This window comes from Oceanicola sp. D3 (assembly GCF_006351965.1).
In the GTDB taxonomy this organism is placed as follows: Bacteria; Pseudomonadota; Alphaproteobacteria; order Rhodobacterales; family Rhodobacteraceae; genus Vannielia.
Window position 1 is genome coordinate 416,741 of record NZ_CP040932.1, and the last position, 20,582, is coordinate 437,322.

The window sequence follows — 20,582 nt, forward strand, 5'->3', positions numbered from 1 at the left end:
TCTTGGACAGACGCCCACACCGGGCTCAAGACACGCAAGAGAGGACGACGCCATGTTCAAGACCCTTACCGCAACCGCCGCCGCTGCCGCTGTGGCTCTCACTTCCTTCGCCGCCCCCGCACAGGCCGAGATGGACCGGGGCGAGACCCTGCGCCTGCTTCTGGGCCTTGGGGCCGTTGGCGCGCTTATCGCAGCCAATGAGCGCAACAAGGACCGCCGCTCCGACCGTGCGGACCGCTACGACGACCGGGTTGTCACCGTCACGCCGAACCGGGGCAAAGGCCGCTACAAGGACCGTGGCCGCCATGCCCGCCTCCCCAGCCGCTGCGAAACCGCTGTGCCCACGCGCCGGGGAACGCAGGTGTTTTATGGTGTGCCCTGCCTTCAGCGTCAGGGCTTCAGCGCCCGGCTGCCGCGCGAATGCTCTTACACGCTCGACGTGGGCCGCAAGAAGGTGAAGGCCTACGAGCAGCGCTGCCTGCGGCGCAACGGTTTCCGCACCTGAGCGGATAGAGATCAGGCAAGGGGCGTCCCGGTCTCCTGGGGCGCACCTGCGAGCAGGGCGTGGCTGTCATCCCCATGGGGCCACGTCTGAACTTGGGGGCGGAAGGTGAGGCTTTCCGCCCCTTTTTTTGTTGCGCTGGCCCGGCGCAAAGGCGAGTTGGGGGCATGAAGAGCTTTCCTGATTTTACACTGGAAGAGGCCGCGATGGCCCGGGGGCTGGCCCGTGTGGCCGGCGTGGACGAAGTGGGCCGGGGGCCGCTGGCAGGGCCGGTGACGGCGGCGGCGGTGGTGCTGGACCCGGCCCGTATTCCGCCCGGGCTGAACGACAGCAAGAAGCTGACCGAAAAGCGCCGCCTCGCGCTGGCGGAGGCGATCCACGAGAGCGCCGAGGTTTGCATCATCCACGTCGAGGTGGAGGAGATAGACCGGATCAACATCCTTCAGGCCGCGCTCGCCGCGATGAGCCGCGCCGTGGCCGGGCTGAACACGCGCCCCGATCACCTGCTGATCGACGGCAACCGGCTGCCGGAGGGCTGCGGATCGGCGGAGGCGGTGGTGAAGGGGGATGGCAAATCACTCTCCATCGCGGCGGCTTCGATCGTGGCCAAAGTGGCCCGAGATGCGCTCATGGTGGATTTGGCGCAACAGCACCCCGGCTACGGCTGGGAGAGCAACGCGGGCTACGGAACAAGTGTGCACTTGAGGGCACTCGAAACCTTGGGTGTGACACAACATCATAGGCGTTCCTTTGCACCGATACGCAATATCTTGTTGCAACAAAAATCTACAAACCCCTGATTCAAAAAAGAAATTGACCGCGAATCGCCTCTGACTCATGCTCAAGCCAACAACACCGAGCGCCACAAGAGCGCAGGGACAGAGGCAGACAGATGACGAAGACGACGACCCGCAGAGGGCAGCAAGGGCTGCCACTGAACCGGATACTTGCCGGCGATTGCGTCGAGGAGATGAACAAGCTCCCCGAGGCCTCCGTTGACCTGATCTTCGCGGACCCGCCCTACAACCTGCAGCTCAAGGGCAACCTCCACCGCCCCGACAACAGCCAGGTGGACGCGGTTGACGACCACTGGGACCAGTTTGACAGCTTCAAGGTGTATGACACCTTTACCGAGCAATGGCTGGCCGCCGCGCGCCGCATTTTGAAACCAGATGGTGCGATCTGGGTGATCGGCTCTTACCACAACATCTTTCGCGTCGGGACCAAGCTACAGGATGCAGGTTACTGGATTCTGAATGATGTGGTCTGGCGCAAATCCAACCCCATGCCCAACTTCCGCGGCATGCGGCTGACCAACGCTCATGAAACCATGATCTGGGCGAGTAAATCCGAGGGTGGCAAATACACCTTCAACTACGAAGCCATGAAAGCGCTCAACGACGACGTGCAGATGCGGTCGGACTGGGTGCTGCCGATCTGCAATGGCCATGAGCGGCTGAAGAACTCCAGGGGAGAGAAGGCGCATCCGACGCAAAAGCCGGAAGCGCTGCTCCATCGTGTGCTGCTCGCCACGACAAACCCGGGCGACGTGGTGCTGGACCCGTTCTTCGGGACCGGCACCACGGGCGCCGTGGCCAAGATGCTGGGCCGTGACTTCATCGGCATCGAGCGCGAGGCTGACTATCGCGAGGTGGCCCAGAAACGCATTGATAACGTGCGCAAAATCGACAGCGACGCGATGCAGGTGAGCACCAGCAAACGCGCCGAGCCACGGGTGCCCTTCGGCCAGCTGGTGGAGCGTGGGATGCTGCGGCCGGGCGAGATGCTGGTGAGCGGCAACGGCAAGCGGGCGGCCAAGATCCGGGCCGACGGGACGCTGGTGGCCGATGACATCAAGGGCTCGATCCACAAGGTCGGCGCGCATCTGGAAGGCGCACCAAGCTGCAATGGCTGGACCTATTGGCACTTCAAGAAAGATGGCAAGCCGGTGAGCATTGACGTGCTGCGCCAGCAGATCCGCGCCGAGATGCGCGACTAGCAACGACATTCAACAGTTACCGCCGGTGCCTGTGGCCTGACACATGGCACGACCTCTGGCCCCGTTTGCCCTTGTGGCAACGGGGCCCCTTTTTTGCTGGCGGGGTGGTGGGCAGATTGCCCACCCTACGGGCAAATCGGGCGCTGCGGGCCTTGTGTTAACCCATAGGGGTTAACGGCGGAGAGATGGGGGCAACATGTGATGCACAACCTATGCACATCCCATGCATACGATTCTGCAGCCACGGCCATTAATCAATGCGGCGTTCGATGGTGACGGGGGTCACCCGAGCGAAAGCCCGGCCAGTGCGTGCTCCAGCGGGGACCAGTCGGCAACCTCAAGGCGCACGGGCAGGGTGAGCACCTTGGCGCGGAAGTCGGCGGGCAGGCGGACGGCGTCTTTTTCGGTGGTCACCAATTGGGCGCCGAGGGTGGTGGCCTCCAGTTCGAGCCGGGCCATCAGCGCGGGGGTCAGCGGCTGGTGGTCGTCCAGCGCCTCGCCGCGCTTCAGATCGGCCCCGAGCCCGCGCAGGGTGGCGAAGAACTTTTCGGGGTGGCCGATCCCGGCGAAGGCGAGGGTGGGCAAGCCCAGCCAATCCATCCCTGTTTCCAGCGGGGCGAGGTGGCCGGTGAGGTGGGGCACGGTGATGGCCGCGCCCCAATCGGTGGCGAACTTCTGTTGCGCGGTCTCCGGGCCGATGGAGAGCAGGAGGCTGGCCCTAGACATTCCGGCAGCAACCGGCTCGCGCAGGGGGCCGGCCGGCAGGCAGCGGCCATTGCCGAAGCCACGGTGCGCGTCGACCACCACCAGCGACAGGTCTTTGACCACCGAGGGGTTCTGGAAGCCGTCGTCGAGGATCACGGCGGTGGCCCCAGCGGCCTCGGCGGCCCTGACCCCGGCGGCGCGGTCCTTGGCGACCCATGTGGGCGCGAAGGCGGCGGTGAGCAGCGGCTCGTCGCCAACTTCTGCGGCCTTGTGCTTACGCTCCTCGACCTGCACCGGGCCTTCCAGCGCGCCGCCGTGGCCGCGCGAGACGACGTGGACGCCGGGGATGCGCTGGGCGAGGGCGATCACGGTGGGGGTTTTGCCGGTACCGCCGGCGTTGATGTTGCCGACGCAGATCACCGGCACGGAGGCGCGGTAGCCGGGGCGGGCGACGCGGCGGGCGGTGGCGCGGGCGTAGAGCGCGCCGAGGGGTGCCAGCGCGCGGGCCTGCCACGCGGGCGCCTGCGGCGGGGTGAACCAGTAGAGCGGCGCGCGCATCAATGGGCCCCCTGTGCATCGAGCTGGGTGGCCAGATGGGTGGCGAGCCGGGCGATCACCTCGGCCCCTTCGGACATCTCGCTCCATGCGGCGGCGGCGAGCTCGGCGGCGCGATCGGGGGCCAGCAGCTCGGAGACCGCGCCGGGCAGGGTGGCCCCGCTCGCAAGGGCACGCGCCGCTCCGGCCCCGGTGAGGCGGGCCATGTTGGCGCTCTCCGCCCCGCCAGAGGGGCCAAAGCAGATGGCCGAGCCGAGGGCGGCCGCAGGCGCCGCGCTTTGCACCGGCCCACCCGGCGTGAAGGTGCCGCCGAGAAAGCAGACCGGGGCGAGGCGAAACCAGAGCCCGTCTTCTTCCGGGGCGTCGCGGTCTGTGATGTAGATTTCGGTGGTGTCGGCGGGCTCTTGGCCCTGCGCCCGGCTGGCGGTGGCGAAGCCTTCGGCAGCGAGCCGTTCGGCAAGGGCGCTGTCATCGGGGCAATCGGCACCGGGCATGAGCAGGAGCACGGCGCGGTGGGCGATGGCGAGCGCGGCGCGGTGGGCCGCCAGCACATGGGGCAACTCGCCCGCAAGCGGGCGGGCAGCGAGCCAGATCGGCCTTGCGGCAAGGCGCTCTGCCAGCTCTTCGCGGTCACTCTCGATGCAGGGCGGCGGGCTGGGCGGGGCGAAGAGCGGCCCCGACAGGCGGATGCGCGACACCCCCACCCCCGCCGCGCGGGCGGCGCGGACGGTGGCGACATCGCTTGCCCAGAGTTCGGTAACGAGGCGGAGGGCGGCGCGGGAGGACCGCTCGGCCCCGGCCAGTGTTGCCTCGCTTTGCGCGATGAGGGTTGTCGGGCAGGCGGCGGATTGGGCCGAGAGCAGGGCGCCGGGCCGGGGCGGGCCGAGCCAGAGCGCTGCGTCGGGCCGCCAATGCGCAAGAAAGCCGCGCATTTCGGCGCGGCTGGTGCCGGGGGTGGGCCGGTAGAGCAGCGTGGCCTCGTCCAGCTCTAAAGTGCCGCCCGGGCCGCTGCCGGTGACCAGCAGGGTCACCGGATGCTGCTCGCCAAGGTCGATGGCCAGCTCGCGCAGGGTATCTTCTGCATCACCATCGGCACCATCGGCGGTGTGCACCCACACCAGCGGCCCGGCGGGCCGGTTGGGGGCCGGCGAGTCGGCCAGCGCCCCGGGCTCCGGACGGTTGCGCCCGGTGAGCCCGGCGAAGGCGCGGGAGAGCGGGAAACGACTCATAAACGGGTCACGGCCTGCCGGGGCGGCGGGCGGCGATCAGCCCAGTTCCTCGGTGGGAGAGGCCTCGGCCTCTTCGTCGCGCAGCCGGTGGATGTGGGCGATGTAGTAGCGCATGTGGGCGTTATCGACGGTGCGCTGGGCGGCGGCTTTCCAGGCGTCGAAGGCGGAGGCGTAATCGGGGAACATGCCGACGATATCGATGGCGTCGACATCCTTGAAGGCGCTTTTGGAGGGGTCGATCAGCTCGCCGCCAAAGACGAGGTGCAGGCGCTGGGTCATGTAGGGCTCCGGGGTTTGGGTGTGTTGCGGGGAGGGTAGAGGATTCCCTGCCGGGGTTGAAGAAGGGTTGAGGCGGGCGGGGCACGCGCCCACCCACCCGCCCCGCTGTGCCCCGCCCGCGCCTGCCGCTGCGGGCCAAAGCGCATGGGGCGGGGGAGCAAGATTTGATTTTGGGCCTCCGGCGGGGAATATTTGGAGCAAGAAAATGGAGCGGGTGCGATGGATGACCTTCGGGGCATGCCCCTGGCCGAGTTGATGGCGCTGCTGGCCGGGATCGGGGACGAGTTGGGGCGGCGGGGTGTATCGCGCAGTGCCAACAGCCCGACGGGCGATTTGGCGGAATATCTCTTTTCGCGGGCGATGGGCTGGCAGCTGACGGCCAATTCGCGGGCGGGCTATGACGCGGTGGATGGCGCGTTTCGGCGGGTGCAGATCAAGGGGCTGCGGAGGCATCGGGCGCGGTCTGACCGGCAGCTTGGCGCGTTGAGAGACCTTGATGCGCGGCCCTTCGATGACCTTGCGGCGGTGATCTTTGGCCATGCGTGGCAGGTGGAGCGCGCCGTGATCCTGCCGTGGGAGGTGGTGGCGGCGCGGGCGCGGGAGGTGGCGCATACCCGCAGCTACCGGTTTTTGCTGACCGATGAGGCGATGGCGGCGGAGGGGGTGCGCGATGTGACGGTGCGGGTGGCCGCGGCGATGCTTTAGGCCCTGCGCCGATTTGCCCGCCACGCCCTGTCTTTACCCCGGCGGCCAATTTGCGCTATTGGCGGGGCAGGACAGATTTTCGGGAGAGACCCATGGCCGAGCACAAGCATGGCGAGATGGATACCAGCGTTCAGCAAGCCACGTTTGAGGGCTTCATGAACTTCGTCAAATGGTCGGTGATCCTGATCCTTGCCTTTCTGGTGTTCCTCGCTCTGGTCAACGGCTGACGAGCGGGTAAACTCGCCCTGCGTATAGGCGGGGTTGGAGACCGGACTTCATGAAGCGGATTTATTTGGCGATCCTGTTGCCGCTGATTCTGGCGGCCTGCGGGGCGGCGGAGCCTGTGTGGGCGCCTGACTCCGAGGTGGCGCGGGCGCGATACAGCCATGCCGCGCCGCCATCGCTTACGCTTGTCACCGTCATCAACAACGACACCGGCGCGGGCGGGCATACGGGCCTTATTGTCAACGGCAGCGAGCGGGTGATCTTTGACCCGGCGGGCAGCTTCAAGACTCCGCAGGTGCCAGAGCGCAACGACGTGGTGATTGGTGCCAATCCGCGGGTGATGGCCTTCTACATCGACTACCACGCGCGGCCCGAGTGGCGGGTGATTACCCAGGAGGTGCGCGTCAGCCCGGAAGTGGCGCAGCGGGCGCTGGCGCTGGTGCAGAACAACGGGGCGGTGAAGAAGGCGCATTGTGCCCGGTCGACCACGGCGATCCTGCAACAGCTGCCCGGCTTCGGCCATGTGAAGCAGACGTGGTATCCGAAGCAGGCGATGGAGGCTTTTGCCAAGACGCCGGGGGTGAAGACCGAGGTGTTCCGCGATCCGGAAGAGGAAGAGCGCGGTTACGTGACGCCCAATCCGGAGTTCTTTCGTTAGAGCCCGGCGGCCTGTGCGCCGTAAAACACCACCAGACCAGCGAGGATGGCGAAGAGCAGGGATTTGCTGCGCCAGCCTACCAGCACGGTGGCCAGTGCGGCCAGCAGGCGGGGCGCGTCGGTGACGCCATCGGTGGCGGCGGGCCAAGCGAGCATGGGGGCGACGAGGGCGGGGAGCACTGCAACCGGGGTGTAGCGCAGGTAGCGCAGCAGGCCTTCGGGCAGGGGGCGGTTGCCGGTGAGGCCGATGAAGGAAAACCGGATGAGGAAGGTGCCGAGCGCCAGCGCGGCGATGATGAGCCAGATTGGGTAGCTGTCCATCAGGCAGCCCTCCGGCCCATGGCGCGCTCTACTTCGGCCCCGGCGATCATGCCGAGCATCCCCGCGGCGATGACGCCGGTGGAAAACGGCATCCAGGCCAGCAGGAGCGAGGCGACCAGCGCCACGAAGGCGGCGGCGATATGCGCGGGGGTGCGCAGGCCCGGCGCGACGATGGCGAGGAAGGCCAGCGGCACCGCAACGTCGAGTGACCAGCTCTCGGGGATCGCCGTGCCCGCCAGCGCCCCGGCCAGCGTGCCGAGATACCACATTGGCGCGACGGGGGTGATGGTGCCGAGGAAGTAGGCGACCTTGGTACGCACGTCCCACTGCGGCTTTTCTTCATACTTCAGCACCGAGGCGGCGTAGCTTTGATCCACCAGCAGGTAGCTGATGAGTGCCCTTTGCCAGAGCGGCGCGGTGCCGATGTGGGGCGCCATGGAGGCGGAATACATGGCCATCCGGGCATTCACCGCCAGTGCCGTGGCCAGCACGATGATGGTGGGCGCGTTGTCTTGCATCAGTTGCAGCGCGGTGATCTGCGCCCCGCCTGCGATGACCAGAACGGTGAAGGCCATGACCTCGGCGATGTTGAGCCCGGCTTCCATGCCGATCACCCCGAAGATCGCGCCGAAGGGCACCACCACGATGAGGAAGGGCAGCCCGGCGCGGATGCCGGAGGCATAGGCTTTTTTCGGTGTGGTGGATGGCATCGGGGGCCTCTAGCATGGGCCGCGAGGTGGCCCGTTTGGGGGGAGAGGATGGCAGCAAACTTGAGCGCGTCAAGTAATTACCTGGTGGCTCCTGACATCGGGGCGGAGGGGCTGACCCGCCGTGTGGTTGGCCGCGACCATGAGGGCCGCGAGGTGGAGATGCAGGTGGTGGAGGAGCGCCCGCTGACCATCTACCTCAACCGCACAGAGATCGTGACCGCGATGACGATTGGCGACCATCCGGAGCTTCTGGCGGTGGGATTCCTCGCCAATCAGGGGATGCTGAAGCGCGGTGAACTGGAGCGGGTGGATTATGACGGTGAGCTGGGCGTGGTGGTGGTGCGCACGGCCCGCGAGACCGACTATGAGGCGAAGCTGAGCAAGAAGGTGCGCACCAGCGGCTGCGCGGTTGGCACTGTTTTTGGCGACATGATGGAGGGGTTGGAGGGGCTGACCCTGCCGGAGGCGCGGGTGCGCGTGGCCGACCTTTACACGCTTGCCAAGGAGATCAACACCACGCCTTCGCTTTATCTCGAAGCGGGCGCGATCCACGGCACGGTGCTCTGCGAGGGGGCGCGCCCGCTGGTTTATATGGAGGACGTGGGCCGCCACAATGCGGTGGACAAGGTGGCGGGCTGGATGCTGCGTGAGAGCGCCAAGGCCGGGAACAAGGTGCTTTACACCACCGGGCGGCTGACGAGCGAAATGGTTATCAAATGCGCGATCATGGGCATTCCGGTGCTGGTGAGCCGCTCGGGATTTACCGCATGGGGCGTGGAGATTGCGCGGCAGGTGGGGCTGACGCTGATCGGGCGCATGCGCGGCGAGCGGTTTATGTGCCTCTCGGGCGAAGAGCGGCTGGAGTGGCCGGAATGAATGAAGACATCAGCTTGCGCTACCGCGCCGACGCGGCGCTGATCCTGCGGGCCATGGCCGGGAGCCCGAAGGACCGCGCCACGCAGCGGTGGTGGTCTGCCGTGGGGTTTGGCGTGGGGGCCTTGGTTGCGGGTCTTGCGCTCTTCTCGGCCTCGGTCTGGAGCTTGGATGCGGGCGGGATGCTGCTGGTGTTCCTTGGGTTCGCGCTTTGCATTCTGCTGTGGTGGCTTGTCGGGGCGCAGCGGCAACGGGGGCTTGCGGCCCAGCTCACCAGCTATGCGACGCGCGAGGGCGAGGTGACCGGCACGGCGGGGCCGGGGGGATTGGACCTGCGTTCGGGCCTTATCGAGAGCCACATCAATTGGGCCGGGGTGGACGAGATCTACCCGGTTTCGGGTGGCACGGCGATGCGGCTTGGCGCGGCGGTACTGGCGGTGCCCGACGCGGCCCTGCCGGAGGGGATGAGCGCCGAGGTGTTCCGCACGCAGCTGGACAGCTGGAGGGGCGGGGCATGAGCGAGGCTGCGATCACTCTCAGGTTCAGCCCCGAGTGGCCGCTGGCGCGTGAGAGCATGCGGGCGAGCCTGCGCAAGACACCATCGCGGCGGCCGGGGTGGCGGCCTTTTGCCGTTATTCTTGCCGTGGCCGTGGCGGCGGGCATCGCCTTTGCCCTTGGTGCCGATTGGCTGGCGCGATGGATCGGCCTTGCCACGATTGTAGGCTTTTTCGTCGGCTTCTACCTGTGTTTCGGCATCGTCGCCTTGAAGGGCCGTGCGAACTGGGCGCAGTTGCGCACGCGCTGGGAGGCGCATCAGGCGCGGTTGGGGCCGTGGGAGATGACGTTTTCGCCCGAGGGGTATCGGATTGTTACCGCGATCAGCGAGGTGCGGGCGGATTGGGCGATCATCGCGGATATCTTCGCCTTGAAGGGCGGCACCGCGTTGCAGGCGGGCCCGTCGATGCTGCTGGTGCCGGACGCGGCCTTGCCGGACGGGATGACGCCAAAGGACTTTCGCACGCGGCTGGAGGCGTGGAGGACGGCATGAAGGTGGTGGGCGTGATCCTTGCGGGCGGGCAGGCGACGCGGATGGGCGGCGGTGACAAGGGGTTGCTGGAGCTTGGCGGGGTGCGGCTGCTGAACCGGGTGATTGGCCGGCTGGGGCCGCAGGTGGAGGCGATGTGCCTCAATGCCAATGGCGATCCGGCGCGGTTTGACGGGTTTGGCCTGCCAGTGGTGGCGGATACGGTAGAGGGCTTTGCCGGGCCGCTGGCGGGGGTGCTGGCCGGGATGGATTGGGCGGCGGGCGAGGGCGCGAGCCATGTGGTGAGCGCGGCGGCGGATACGCCGTTTTTTCCGCGCGATCTGGTGGAGGGGCTCATCGCCGGTGGGGCCGGCTCTTCGCCCGTGCTGGCCGCCGTGCGCGAGGCGGGGCGGGTGCGGCGGCAGCCGACCTTCGGGCTTTGGCCGGTTGCGCTGCGAGATGACCTGCGGGCCGCGCTGGAGGGCGGTTTGCGCAAGGTGGTGCATTGGACCGAGCGGCATGACGGGCGCGAGGTTGTCTTTGTCTCATCCGACGCCTTCTTCAACGTGAACACGCCGGAAGATCTGGCGCGGGCGGAGTTGATGCTGTGAAGGTGTTTGGCGTCGTCGGCTGGAAGAACTCCGGCAAGACCGGGCTGATGGAGCGGCTGGTGGCCGAGATCACCGCGCGGGGCTTCAGCGTGAGCACGGTCAAGCATGCGCATCATGCGTTTGACCTCGACCAGCCGGGCAAGGATTCGCACCGGCACCGGATGGCGGGGGCGCGGGAGGTGCTGGTGGCGAGCGGGGCGCGCTGGGCGCTGTTGCATGAGGGGCCTGCGCCGGAGTTGGGCGACCTGCTGGGCAAGCTGGGGCCGGTCGATCTGGTGCTGGTGGAGGGCTACAAGCGCGAGGGCCATGCGCGGATCGAGGCGCATCGCGGCGAGACCGGCGCGGGGCTGCTGGCGCGGGAGGACAGCGGGATTGTGGCCGTGGCCAGCGATGTGCCGGTGGAGGTGGGCGTGCCGGTGTTCGACCTTGATGACACCGGGGCGATTGCGGATTTCGTTTTGGCGCAGGTCGGGCTTGGCGCGAAGGGCGGCGAGACACGCCCGGCCCTGCGGGATGATTGCTTTGCCCTGCCTGCGGGGGTCGATTGGGTGCCGGTGGACGAGGCGCAGGCGCGGCTCAGGGGCAGCCTTGCAACGGCTGTGGGGCGGGAGACCGTTGCCGTGGCGACGGCCTGCGGGCGCGTGCTGGCGGAGGATGTGGCGGCGGTGCGGAGCAATCCGCCGGGGGCCAACGCGGCGGTGGATGGCTGGGGGTTTGCCCATGCAAGCCTGCCTGCGGCAGAGGCAGATGGCATGATTGCCTTGCCGATCGAGCCCGGGCGGGCGGCTGCGGGGGTGCCCTTTGGCGGCGCGGTTCCGCCGGGGCGGGCGCTGCGCATACTGACCGGGGCGCTGCTGCCGGAGGGCGTGGATACGGTGGTGCTTCAGGAAGACGTGACCGAGACGGGCGGGCAGATTGCCTTTCGCGGCGCACCAAAGCCGCGCGCCAACACCCGGAAGGCGGGTGAGGATGTGAAGGCGGGCGCGGCGCTGCTGCGGGCGGGCCACAGGCTGAGGGCGCCGGATGTGGCGCTGATGGCGGCGACCGGGCTGGCTGAGGTGCAGGTGCGCAAGGCGTTGCGGGTGGGCGTGCTCTCGACCGGCGATGAGATTGTGGAGCCGGGCACGGCAGAGGCGGCGGCGCATCAGACCTATGACGCGAACCGGCCGATGCTGCTTTCGATGATCAGTGGCTGGGGCCATGCGGCGGTGGACCTTGGCCGGGTGGGCGACGACAGGGCCGCGCTGCGGGCGGCGCTGGACGGCGCGGGCGTGGATGTGATCCTGACCTCGGGCGGAGCCTCGGCAGGGGAGGAAGACCACCTTTCGGCGCTGCTGCGGGAGGAGGGCGACCTGACCGCATGGCGCATCGCCCTCAAGCCGGGCCGCCCGCTGGCGCTGGGCCGCTGGGGCGGGGTGCCCTTGTTTGGCCTGCCGGGCAACCCGGTGGCGGCGCTGGTGTGCGCGGCGCTGTTTGCCCGGCCCGCGCTGGAGGTGCTGGCAGGGGGGCAGTGGCTGGAGCCAGAGGGCTTTGAGGTGCCTGCGGCCTTCGAAAAGCGCAAGAAGCCGGGGCGGCGGGAGTTTTTGCGGGCGCGGATGGGTCCGGAGGGGGTGGAGGTGTTTGCCTCGGAAGGCTCGGGCCGGATCAGCGGGCTCAGCTGGGCCGAGGGGCTGGTGGAGCTGCAGGACGGGGCGCTGGAGGTGAAGCGGGGCGATGCGGTGCGTTTCATCCCCTATGCGGCGCTCGGGCTGTGATGGAAATCCGCGCCGGGTTTGACGAGGCGCACCGTGCCGAGGTGGCGCGGCTCTTTTGGGGTGCGTTCCGGGGCAAGCTGGGGCGCATTCTATGGCCGGAGCGCAAGGCGCTGGCGTTTATCGGCGAGATCATACAGCCGGGGTATTCGCTTTCGGCTGTGGACGGCGGGCAGTTGCTGGGCGTGGCCGGGTTCAAGGTGCCGGGCGGCGGGTTTATGGCCGGGACGATGGCGGATATGGCGCGGCACTACGGCTGGCTGGGCGCGGCGTGGCGCGGGCCGTTGCTGGAGTTGTTCGAGCGGGACATGGTGCCCGGGCAGTTGCTTATGGATGGGATCTTTGTGGCCGAGGCAGCGCGGGGGCGCGGCGTGGGGACCGCGCTGATTGGCGCGATCAAGGCGGAGGCCGCCGCCCGGGGCTGCGGCGAGGTGCGGCTGGATGTGGTGGAGGGCAACGAGCGGGCGCGGGCGCTTTATGAGCGGAACGGGTTTGAAGCGCGGGGCGAGGTGCGGGCAGGGCTGCTTGCGCCGCTGCTCGGGTTCAGCCGGGCCACCACGATGGTGGCACGCGCGGGGGCGGACGGCTCATCGGGGCCTGTCGACCCCTCTTCGCAGCTGCGATGAATGCCGAAGAGTGGCTCGGGTGGTGGGTTTCGCCCAGCCTGCGGGCGGTTTAGAGCAGCGGCATGAGCTATGACGTCATCATATTGGGGGCCGGTGGTGCGGGGCTGATGGCCGCGGCCACGGCGGGGCAGGCCGGGGCGCGGGTGCTGCTGCTGGACCATGCGGAGAAGGCCGGGAAGAAGATTTTGATCTCGGGCGGAGGGCGCTGCAACTTTACCAATATGGGCATCGAGCCGGGGTGCTTCCTTTCCGAAAACCCGCATTTCGCTAAGTCGGCACTGAGCCGCTACACGCAGTGGGATTTTCTTGATCTGGTGCAGCGGCACGGGATTGCCTGGCATGAAAAGACGCTGGGGCAGCTGTTTTGCGATGGCTCGGCGCGGCAGATCGTGGCGATGCTGGAGGCGGAATGCGCCGAGGGCGGGGTGGAAACCCGGCTCGGCGTGAGCGCGACCGCGGTGCGGCATGGTGATGGCATGTTCACCGTGGCGGGAGAGCGGGCGCCCCGGCTGATTGTGGCGACGGGTGGTCCGTCGATTCCGAAGATGGGGGCAACCGGGCGGGCCTATGAGATTGCCCGGCAGTTTGGGCTGGAGGTGGTGACGCCGCGCCCGGCGCTGGTGCCCTTCACCCTGCCCGAGGCGGATAAGCTCTTTACCACCATCTCGGGCGTTGCCGTGCCCTCGGTGGCAATGGCGGGGGGCGTCTCGTTTGAGGAGGCCACGCTGTTTACCCATCGCGGGCTGTCCGGCCCGGCGATCTTGCAGGTGTCGAGCTATTGGCGCGAGGGCGAGGCGGTGCGGCTGAACGTGCTCCCGGGCGCGCTGGAGCGGCTGAAGGCGGCGCGGGCCAAGGCCCCGAGGGCGGGGTTGAAGGCAGCGCTCTCCGAGCACCTGCCCGCGCGTCTGGCGGAGGCACTGGCGGAGCGGATCGGCTTTGCCACCGAGATGGGCAACGCGCCGGATGCAGAGCTGGCGCGGGCGGCGGATGTGCTGGAGGGTTTGACATTCTATCCCGATGGAACGGAGGGCTACGCCAAGGCCGAGGTGACAGCGGGCGGGGTTTCGACCGCCGAACTTTCGAGCAAGACGATGGAGGCCAAGGCGGTGCCGGGGCTCCATTTCATCGGCGAGGCGGTGGATGTGACCGGCTGGCTGGGGGGTTACAACTTTCAGTGGGCCTGGGCGAGTGGCGTGGCGGCGGGGCAGGCGGTGGCCGCGAGCTAGGCGGGCGCTATCGGCCCTGTTTGGATGTGGTGGGCAGAGTCGGGACGAGTCCAGGCCTACTGCGGATAGCCTCCTTACCTAGGGGAAAGCTGCTTTTGCTCCGGCGGCCACGGCAGTAGGGTCCGCGCGGAACCGTGGCACGGGCCACGGGCAACAGCACTGGAGAGACGATGACGACCATCAATCCGAAGAAAAGCGCGGTGATCCTGGTGGATATGGCGAGGGACTTCGTGGAAGAGGGCGGGTTTATCGCAGATGCGGGGGGCGCCGATTACCGGGCGCGGGCCGCCGCGATCGTGCCCCGGCTCAAGGCGGTTGTGGAGGCGGCGCGGAAGGCGGGTGTGACGGTGATATTCTCGACCGATGCGCATACGCCTGAGGATATCGAGCTGCGCAAGTGGCCGCCGCATTCGATGGCGGGCACCAAATGGGCGGAGATCCTGCCGGAGCTTGGCCCGGAAGCGGGAGACCTGGTGCTGCCCAAGACGACCTACAGCGGCTTTCTGAGCTCTGACCTTGAGGCGCAGTTGCAGGCGCATGGGATCGATACGATCTACATGACCGGGCTGCACACCGATTGTTGCTGCCGCCACACCTCGGGCGATGCCTTTCAGCGTGGGTACGATCTGGTGTGGATCACTGACGCTCTGGAAGCCTTTACCCCGGAGGCACACGAGGGTGGGCTGGAGTATTACCGGACCTATTATGCCATCGACGAGGCGCGGCAGTTCAGGACCGCGCAGGAGGTTGTGGCCGACTGGGAGATGGCCACCGAGGCAGCTTGAGGGCTGCTACGCAGTTGCACGGGGCGCGGGGCGGCGAGGGCTGCCCTGCGCTTTTTATTGTGAGGTTTGGGCTTGCGGCCCCCGATCGCGGCTCAGTCAAACGTGCCCGAGACCTTGCCAAGCAGCATGAAAGCGCGGGCGGTGCGGGTTTCGCTCACGGCGATGATCTCGGTGTCGGAGGCGGTTTCGGCGAAGGCGGCGAAGGTTTGGTCGAACTTGCGCAGGAAGTGGTGCACCGCGTCGCGGAAGATCGGGTCGGCGCGCATGCGGCCTGCGGTCAGGGCGAGGCAGCTGCGGTCGCGCACGCCATCCATGCCCGCGATGGCCTCGCCGCGCAGGCCCTTGCCGAACCGGCGCCAGACGGCGGGCCGGGCGGGGGCCGGGGAGAGGTCATCCATATAGATGCCGTCTTCGGAGAGCAGGGTGAGCACATCTTGCGCGGAGTGCACGAGGCCGGAGATCTTTGGCTCCCGCAGGGCTTTGCGGAGCGCGGCGAAACCGGCCTTGTCCTTCTCGTTTTCGGGAAAGTTCAGCGCGCGGGTGAACTCTTCGACCGAAATCGGATCGCCGCTGCTTGTGGCGGGGGTGCCAAGATCGAATGTTGGCTGGGCCTCTGCCTCTGCGGCGGGCTCGGGGCGGGACAGGGCGGGTTTGCCGGGCAGGGGCACCTCGGCGGCAAGGCCTGCGCGGGAGGCGATGCGGGCCAGCGCGGCCTCGGCGTTGCGCTGCGCTGTCACCAGCTCTTCGAGCTTGCGTTCGATGGGCGAGCTGCGCCCTTCGGAGGCACCGCCCTGCGATTGGGTCACGTAGCTGGAGCGCAGGGCATCCACCGCCGCCCGCAGGCGCGCGCTCTCTTCGCGCATGATCCGCGAGCTTTTGGCTGCCGCAACGCCGATCCAGATCAGGGCGACGGGCATGAAGATGGCAAAGAGCACCATGACGAAAGTGATCGGGTCAAACGCGCCGTCGCCCTCGGGCACGAGCAGGAAGAAGCCGCCGACCATCAGGCCCCAGAGCAGGGTAAGCCCCAGCCCGATGACCTCACCCGAGCCGAAGCCGCCGCCGGCCTCGTGCGCGCCCTGCGCAGAGCGCAACGGCATGGGGGCAGGGCGCATCGGGGGATGCGTCGTGCTGGTGGATTCCTCGGCGTCGCTCACCCCTGCCAAGCTCCTGTCAGATGTATTTGATGCTCAGAACTTCGTAGCTCTTGTCGCCGCCGGGTGTGCGCACTTCGACGCTATCGCCCTCATCCTTGCCGATCAGCGCCCGCGCGATGGGCGACTTGATGTTGAGCAGCCCGCGCTCGATGTCGGCCTCGTGCTCGCCAACGATCTGCCAGGTCTTCTCTTCGTCGGTGTCTTCATCGGCCACGGTCACGGTGGCGCCGAACTTGATCGAGCCGGAAAGCCGCGCCGGGTCGATCACATCGGAGAGCGAGAGCACGCCCTCGATCTCCTTGATCCGGCCCTCGATGAAGCTCTGCTTTTCCTTGGCGGAATGATACTCGGCATTCTCCGACAGATCGCCATGCTCGCGGGCTTCCGCGATCGCCTTGATGATTGCGGGGCGCTCAACGCTTTTGAGCTGCTTCAATTCGGTATCGAGCGCGGTATGGCCCGCGCGGGTCATCGGTATCTTATCCATTTTCGCGGCGGATCTTTCACTGGGAGAAAGGGCAACACTTCGGCTGTTAACTCAATCGGGGAAGGGAAAGTCAATAGTCCGGAAAGGGTTGCGGGGCTAGGGTGGCGGAAAACGGACGTGGTCCGATAGAGGCAGCAGCAGGCGGGCGGTTCATGCGCAACTTCCTGAGATTCGTGGCATTCTACTTCCTTGCGGGGGTGGCGTTTGTGGTTTTGGTGCGGGACGATCCGGTTGCCCTGATCCTCGACCTCGGCGCATCGCTGCCGACATCGGCCATCTTTTTCGTGCAGAAGGCGTGGTGGCTCATCCTCGCCTTCGTGGCGCTCTTCTTCGTGCTGCCGAAGGGCGAGCTGGTGAGCCGTATTCCGCGTGCCTTTGTGGTGCTGATGGCCTGCAACCTGTTTTTCCTCACCTTCACCATGGTCAAGACCAGCCTGCCCTATGCCCTGCCCTTCTGGGCCGACCCACCGCTGGCCGAGATTGACCGGCTGCTGCACTTTGGCGTTGATCCCTACGTGCTGACCCATGCCGTGGGCAGCTGGATTCCGCCCGGCGCGGCGATGGCGCTTTATATGGGAATCTGGCTGGTGCCGGCGATGTATCTGCCTGTGATCCTTGTTCTCTTTGATGGCGATCGCGCGCGTGTGGGCCGGTTTTTGCTGCTCTATTGCGTGGGCTGGGCGCTGCTCGGATCGGTGCTGGCGCTGGGCGGCATGTCGGCCGGGCCGATCTTTTATGACCGCCTGCTTGGGGGCGAGCGGTTTGCCGGGCTGATCGCGGCGCTGGAGGCCAGTGGCATCAGTGACAGCACGGTGGGTGGGGTGCAGGACTTTCTGTGGAGCGTTTATGAGAGCGGCACGCAGGGCGTGGGCTCGGGTATTTCGGCCTTCCCCAGCGTGCATGTGGGCATGGCCTGTGTTGTCTCGCTTTACCTTTACGAACGCGCCCGCTGGCTCGCCCCGCTGGCTTTGGCGGTGGTTGCGGCCTTCCAGTTTCTGTCGGTGCATCTGGGCTGGCACTATGCGGTGGATGGCTATGTTTCCATTGCGGTGATCGTCGCCACATGGGCCTGGGCGAAGCGTCGACAATCGGCGAAAGCTGCCCCGGAAATGGCGGATTTCAGCCCCGAAACCATCTGATTGCGATGGCACCAAGGGCCCCGAAACGGACGCCCGCACTACGGGTGACTGGGGCTATCGAGGGGTTTTGGGCCATGTTTGGCAATGCGATTGCACATCTGCGCAGGGGGGCGGACCAGCCCTTTCACGCCCATGAAGTTTCATGGTTTCTGCGCTTCGCCCTTCTCTATTTCATCGCTGCCTCGATCCTTGTCGGCAGCCTTGTTGGCCTGAACGCCGTGGCCGTTCCGGCGATGGGCGGGGGGATCAACTTTTTCTTCTTTATCCGCGATGTGCTGCTGGGCGTGTTCCCGGTTCTTATTGTGCTCTTCATCGTTATCGGATGGCAACGGATCAAGCTGCGCGGCGGGGCGCTACTGAAGGTGTTTGCAGCCTGCGTGATCATGCAATCGGGCTTCACCATGATGAAGGGCTCCCTGCCGATGCTGATGCCCTTTTACGCTGACCCGTTCTTTGCCGATCTGGACCTCGCCCTGCACGGGGTGGACCCGTGGGTTTGGGCGCATGGCCTGATCGGGATGGGTGAGGGGCAAAAGCTATTTCTTGCCTACACGACTTTGTGGGGCGTTTGGGCGCTTCTGTTTCCGGTGATCCTCGTGGTGGTCGACAGTGACCGGGCGCGGGTGAAGCGGTTCATGATCCTGTTTCTTTCGGCGTGGGTGCTGCTGGGCAACGTGGTGGCCTTTGGGGGCCTCTCCGTCGGGCCGATCTTTTATGACCGGCTGCTGGGCGGCGAGCGCTTTGCCGGGCTGATTGCCGTGCTGAACGATGGCGGTATTCAGCAGACCACCATCGGAATGACGCAGGACGCGCTGTGGAGGCTGTATTCACAGGGGGCCGAGTCCATCGGCTCGGGTATTTCGGCCTTTCCCAGCGTGCATGTGGCCGTGGCTTCTGTGGCGGCGTTCTATCTTGCCGAACGCAGCCGTTGGCTGGCGCTGCCGGGCTTTGGATACCTCGCGCTTGTGCTGTTTCTATCGGTCTACACCGGCTACCACTACGCGGTGGATGGCTATGCCTCGATACTGGTGATCGGCGCGCTCTGGGCGGCCCTGAAGTGGCATGCCGCCGCCCGCTCTGCCCGCGCCGAAAGCCCGGCCGGAGCGCTCGCCCCGGCCGAGTAACTTCCCACCGAAGGGTTAGAGCAGCGTGCCGCCGGAGGCTTCGATGCGCTGGCCGGTGATCCAGTTGCTCGGGCCTGCCAGCAGGGCCGCGACGGCGGTGCCGATATCTTCGGGCAGGCCGGGGCGGCCCATGGCGGACATCTCGGAGATGCGCGCCTTCATCTCGGGATCATCACGCACCATGCCGCCGCCGAAGTCGGTTTCGATCGCGCCGGGAGCCAGCGTGTTGACGGCGATGCCGCGCGCGCCGAGTTCAAGGGCCATGTAGCGGGTCATCACCTCGACCGCGCCCTTGGCCATGGAATAGGCCGCCATGCCGGGGAAGGAAAAGCGGGTGAGCCCGGAAGAGACGTTGAGCACACGCGCGCCATCGGCGAGCAGGGGCAGCAGCGACTGGGTGAGGAAGTAGGGGCCTTTGACGTGCACCTGCATCATCGCATCGAAATCGGCCTCGGAAGTTTCGCCAATCGGGGTGTGGGCACCGTAGCCCGCGTTGTTCACCAGAATGTCGAGCCGGGTGCCGCCGAGGGTGGCGAGCGTGTTCGGCAGGGCCTCAGCAAAGGCGGCAAAGCTGGCGGTGTCTTCGGTGTTGAGCTGCAGCGCGGCGGCCTCCACCCCGGCGGCGCGGGCTTCGGCCACCACCTCCTCGGCAGCCGTGGTGTTGGAGTGGTAGGTGATGATCGGCGTGACCCCGCTTTGCGCAAGATGGGTGGCCATGGCGCGGCCAAGGCCGCGGCTGCCGCCGGTGATGAGGGCGATGGGGGATTGGGTTTGCATCTTGGTGTTGCCTCCTCTGGGGTTGCGATACTGCGGAATTGGGCCGCTCGCACCGCTTGGGCCTGCCGTATTCTCCGCCGAACCTGCCTGAACCTCCGAAACCCGCCGCCGGGCCCTGTTGAAAGCTGCTGCGCGTGCTGCATCTTTCTGGAGACCTCGCAAGGAGCTCTGCCGATGGATCATCGCGCCCTGATTGCTGCCCTGAATGACCATGCCGACCGGGTTGGGGACGGGAATATGCCGCTGGAGAGCGGGGTGCCGGGGCTGTTGCTGATGCGCTGCGGGCGGGTGACGGAGCTGGAGCCGGTGGTTTATCAGCCGGTCCTGTGTGTGGTGCTGCAGGGGGCAAAGGAAGTGTGGTCGGGGGAGGTGCCCTATATCTTCCGGGCCGGGCAAAGCTCGGTGGTGACCTGCGATTTACCCACGCGGGCACGGGTGCTGGAGGCGCCCTACCTTTCGCTGGCGCTGCAGATTGACGTGGGGATGCTGACCGAGCTGGCCGCCGAGATGAACAAGCCGAGCGACGAAAGGCCGGAGGCGGTGAGCCAAGGCGTGGCGGATGCGGCGCTGATGGACGGGCTGACGCGGCTCTACCGGCTGAAGGACACGCCCGCCGCGATTGACCAGCTTGCCCCGCTGATCCGGCGGGAGCTGCACTTTTGGCTGCTGAACTCGTCGCACGGGCCTGCGCTGGCGGCGCTTGCCCGGCGCGACAGCCATGCCTCCCGCATTGCCCGCGCCACCGCCGAGATCCGCCGCAGCTATGACGCGCCGCTGCGGGTTGCCGCGCTGGCGCGGCTTGCGGGCATGTCGGCCTCGACCTTCCACGACCACTTCAAGGCGATGACCGGCACCACGCCGCTGCAATTTCAAAAACGGCTCCGGTTGGTTGAAGCGCGGCGGCTGATCGAGGCGGATGGCAAGAGCGTGAGCCAGGCCGCCTTTGCGGTGGGCTATGAGAGCCCGACGCAGTTCAGCCGCGAGTTTAGCCGGATGTTTGGCGCGCCGCCCAGCCGGATGCAGCGCGCGGTCGCCCGGGTTTGAGCCGCCGGGCTTGACCCCGGGACTTGACCGAGCGGAAAGGGCCTGCCAGCGTAGATTCCGTTGAAATAAGT

General features: G+C 67.1%; 25 protein-coding genes. 17 read left to right on the forward strand and 8 right to left on the reverse strand.

What is annotated here, in order from left to right; all coding sequences use genetic code 11:
- Nucleotides 1-52 precede the first annotated feature (52 nt).
- The 3 genes from FHY55_RS02100 to FHY55_RS02110 all read left to right on the forward strand — a co-directional run bounded on the left by FHY55_RS02100 (nucleotide 53) and on the right by FHY55_RS02110 (nucleotide 2,501).
- Nucleotides 53-505: a hypothetical protein gene (locus tag FHY55_RS02100; RefSeq protein WP_140012611.1), complete on the forward strand. Its 453-nt coding sequence runs from the start codon at nucleotides 53-55 to the stop codon at nucleotides 503-505.
- A gap of 164 nt (nucleotides 506-669) precedes the next feature.
- Nucleotides 670-1,302 carry a ribonuclease HII gene (locus FHY55_RS02105; RefSeq protein WP_140012612.1) on the forward strand — a complete coding sequence of 211 codons (633 nt, stop codon included), beginning with the start codon at nucleotides 670-672 and terminating at the stop codon, nucleotides 1,300-1,302.
- Between the two features lie 92 nt (nucleotides 1,303-1,394).
- Nucleotides 1,395-2,501 (forward strand): site-specific DNA-methyltransferase, encoded by a 1,107-nt coding sequence (locus FHY55_RS02110; RefSeq protein WP_140012613.1) that lies wholly within the window; start codon nucleotides 1,395-1,397, stop codon nucleotides 2,499-2,501.
- 282 nt (nucleotides 2,502-2,783) lie between these two features.
- Here the strand turns inward: FHY55_RS02110 and lpxK are convergent, their stop codons facing one another.
- From lpxK to FHY55_RS02125, 3 genes are read right to left on the reverse strand one after another with little or no spacing between them, the layout of a single operon-like run.
- Nucleotides 2,784-3,764: a tetraacyldisaccharide 4'-kinase gene (gene lpxK, locus FHY55_RS02115; RefSeq protein WP_140012614.1), complete on the reverse strand. Its 981-nt coding sequence runs from the start codon at nucleotides 3,762-3,764 to the stop codon at nucleotides 2,784-2,786.
- Nucleotides 3,764-4,990: a hypothetical protein gene (locus FHY55_RS02120; protein ID WP_140012615.1), complete on the reverse strand. Its 1,227-nt coding sequence runs from the start codon at nucleotides 4,988-4,990 to the stop codon at nucleotides 3,764-3,766. The genes lpxK and FHY55_RS02120 overlap by 1 nt, the downstream gene beginning before the upstream one ends.
- Before the next feature lie 36 nt (nucleotides 4,991-5,026).
- Nucleotides 5,027-5,269: a DUF4170 domain-containing protein gene (locus FHY55_RS02125; RefSeq protein ID WP_140012616.1), complete on the reverse strand. Its 243-nt coding sequence runs from the start codon at nucleotides 5,267-5,269 to the stop codon at nucleotides 5,027-5,029.
- A gap of 219 nt (nucleotides 5,270-5,488) precedes the next feature.
- Between FHY55_RS02125 and FHY55_RS02130 the strand changes: the two genes are divergently transcribed.
- The 3 genes from FHY55_RS02130 (at nucleotide 5,489) to FHY55_RS02140 (ending at nucleotide 6,857) form a co-directional block, all read left to right on the forward strand.
- Nucleotides 5,489-5,974 carry a hypothetical protein gene (locus tag FHY55_RS02130; protein ID WP_140012617.1) on the forward strand — a complete coding sequence of 162 codons (486 nt, stop codon included), beginning with the start codon at nucleotides 5,489-5,491 and terminating at the stop codon, nucleotides 5,972-5,974.
- Between the two features lie 92 nt (nucleotides 5,975-6,066).
- On the forward strand, nucleotides 6,067-6,201 hold the full coding sequence (locus FHY55_RS02135) for an aa3-type cytochrome c oxidase subunit IV (protein ID WP_140012618.1): 135 nt from the start codon (nucleotides 6,067-6,069) through the stop codon (nucleotides 6,199-6,201).
- 50 nt (nucleotides 6,202-6,251) lie between these two features.
- Complete coding sequence (locus tag FHY55_RS02140; protein ID WP_140012619.1) at nucleotides 6,252-6,857, forward strand: hypothetical protein; 606 nt, start codon at nucleotides 6,252-6,254, stop codon at nucleotides 6,855-6,857.
- Here FHY55_RS02140 and FHY55_RS02145 read toward each other — a convergent pair.
- Complete coding sequence (locus tag FHY55_RS02145) at nucleotides 6,854-7,177, reverse strand: AzlD domain-containing protein (RefSeq protein WP_140012620.1); 324 nt, start codon at nucleotides 7,175-7,177, stop codon at nucleotides 6,854-6,856. The genes FHY55_RS02140 and FHY55_RS02145 overlap by 4 nt on opposite strands.
- Nucleotides 7,177-7,887, reverse strand: coding sequence for an AzlC family ABC transporter permease (locus FHY55_RS02150; RefSeq protein WP_140012621.1), 711 nt, complete (start codon nucleotides 7,885-7,887; stop codon nucleotides 7,177-7,179). Before FHY55_RS02150 ends, FHY55_RS02145 begins: the two co-directional genes overlap by 1 nt.
- Nucleotides 7,888-7,935: 48 nt before the next feature.
- Here FHY55_RS02150 and FHY55_RS02155 point away from each other — a divergent pair, with 48 nt between their 5' ends.
- From FHY55_RS02155 to FHY55_RS02190, 8 genes are all read left to right on the forward strand, one after another.
- The gene (locus FHY55_RS02155) at nucleotides 7,936-8,763 is read left to right on the forward strand and encodes a formate dehydrogenase accessory sulfurtransferase FdhD (protein ID WP_140012622.1); all 828 of its coding nucleotides are present in this window, start codon (nucleotides 7,936-7,938) and stop codon (nucleotides 8,761-8,763) included.
- Entirely contained in the window at nucleotides 8,760-9,278 is a 519-nt protein-coding gene (locus FHY55_RS02160) for a hypothetical protein (RefSeq protein WP_140012623.1), read from the forward strand. Before FHY55_RS02155 ends, FHY55_RS02160 begins: the two co-directional genes overlap by 4 nt.
- Entirely contained in the window at nucleotides 9,275-9,808 is a 534-nt protein-coding gene (locus FHY55_RS02165; protein WP_140012624.1) for a hypothetical protein, read from the forward strand. The genes FHY55_RS02160 and FHY55_RS02165 overlap by 4 nt, the downstream gene beginning before the upstream one ends.
- Nucleotides 9,805-10,395 carry a molybdenum cofactor guanylyltransferase MobA gene (gene mobA / locus FHY55_RS02170; protein ID WP_140012625.1) on the forward strand — a complete coding sequence of 197 codons (591 nt, stop codon included), beginning with the start codon at nucleotides 9,805-9,807 and terminating at the stop codon, nucleotides 10,393-10,395. The genes FHY55_RS02165 and mobA overlap by 4 nt, the downstream gene beginning before the upstream one ends.
- The gene (locus FHY55_RS02175; protein ID WP_140012626.1) at nucleotides 10,392-12,149 is read left to right on the forward strand and encodes a bifunctional molybdopterin-guanine dinucleotide biosynthesis adaptor protein MobB/molybdopterin molybdotransferase MoeA; all 1,758 of its coding nucleotides are present in this window, start codon (nucleotides 10,392-10,394) and stop codon (nucleotides 12,147-12,149) included. Before mobA ends, FHY55_RS02175 begins: the two co-directional genes overlap by 4 nt.
- A complete protein-coding gene (locus FHY55_RS02180; RefSeq protein ID WP_140012627.1) occupies nucleotides 12,149-12,772 on the forward strand; it encodes a GNAT family N-acetyltransferase in 624 nt (207 codons plus the stop codon). The genes FHY55_RS02175 and FHY55_RS02180 overlap by 1 nt, the downstream gene beginning before the upstream one ends.
- A gap of 62 nt (nucleotides 12,773-12,834) precedes the next feature.
- Nucleotides 12,835-13,998, forward strand: a complete 1,164-nt coding sequence (locus FHY55_RS02185) for an aminoacetone oxidase family FAD-binding enzyme (protein WP_140012628.1) — start codon at nucleotides 12,835-12,837, stop codon at nucleotides 13,996-13,998.
- Nucleotides 13,999-14,168: 170 nt separating this feature from the next.
- Entirely contained in the window at nucleotides 14,169-14,783 is a 615-nt protein-coding gene (locus FHY55_RS02190; protein ID WP_140012629.1) for a cysteine hydrolase family protein, read from the forward strand.
- A gap of 92 nt (nucleotides 14,784-14,875) precedes the next feature.
- On the opposite strand, the gene FHY55_RS02195 is transcribed toward FHY55_RS02190, so the two are convergent.
- Together FHY55_RS02195 and greA are read right to left on the reverse strand one after the other, a co-directional pair.
- A complete protein-coding gene (locus FHY55_RS02195; RefSeq protein WP_140012630.1) occupies nucleotides 14,876-15,940 on the reverse strand; it encodes a hypothetical protein in 1,065 nt (354 codons plus the stop codon).
- A 16-nt stretch (nucleotides 15,941-15,956) separates the two neighbouring features.
- Nucleotides 15,957-16,427: a transcription elongation factor GreA gene (gene greA, locus FHY55_RS02200; RefSeq protein ID WP_140012631.1), complete on the reverse strand. Its 471-nt coding sequence runs from the start codon at nucleotides 16,425-16,427 to the stop codon at nucleotides 15,957-15,959.
- 152 nt (nucleotides 16,428-16,579) lie between these two features.
- Here greA and FHY55_RS02205 point away from each other — a divergent pair, with 152 nt between their 5' ends.
- Both FHY55_RS02205 and FHY55_RS02210 read left to right on the forward strand, forming a co-directional pair.
- Nucleotides 16,580-17,566 (forward strand): phosphatase PAP2 family protein, encoded by a 987-nt coding sequence (locus tag FHY55_RS02205; protein ID WP_140012632.1) that lies wholly within the window; start codon nucleotides 16,580-16,582, stop codon nucleotides 17,564-17,566.
- 74 nt (nucleotides 17,567-17,640) lie between these two features.
- The gene (locus FHY55_RS02210; protein WP_168222912.1) at nucleotides 17,641-18,690 is read left to right on the forward strand and encodes a phosphatase PAP2 family protein; all 1,050 of its coding nucleotides are present in this window, start codon (nucleotides 17,641-17,643) and stop codon (nucleotides 18,688-18,690) included.
- A 15-nt stretch (nucleotides 18,691-18,705) separates the two neighbouring features.
- Here the strand turns inward: FHY55_RS02210 and FHY55_RS02215 are convergent, their stop codons facing one another.
- On the reverse strand, nucleotides 18,706-19,467 hold the full coding sequence (locus FHY55_RS02215; RefSeq protein WP_140012634.1) for an SDR family NAD(P)-dependent oxidoreductase: 762 nt from the start codon (nucleotides 19,465-19,467) through the stop codon (nucleotides 18,706-18,708).
- A 174-nt stretch (nucleotides 19,468-19,641) separates the two neighbouring features.
- Here FHY55_RS02215 and FHY55_RS02220 point away from each other — a divergent pair, with 174 nt between their 5' ends.
- Nucleotides 19,642-20,511, forward strand: coding sequence for an AraC family transcriptional regulator (locus FHY55_RS02220; protein WP_168222913.1), 870 nt, complete (start codon nucleotides 19,642-19,644; stop codon nucleotides 20,509-20,511).
- Nucleotides 20,512-20,582: the final 71 nt, after the last annotated feature.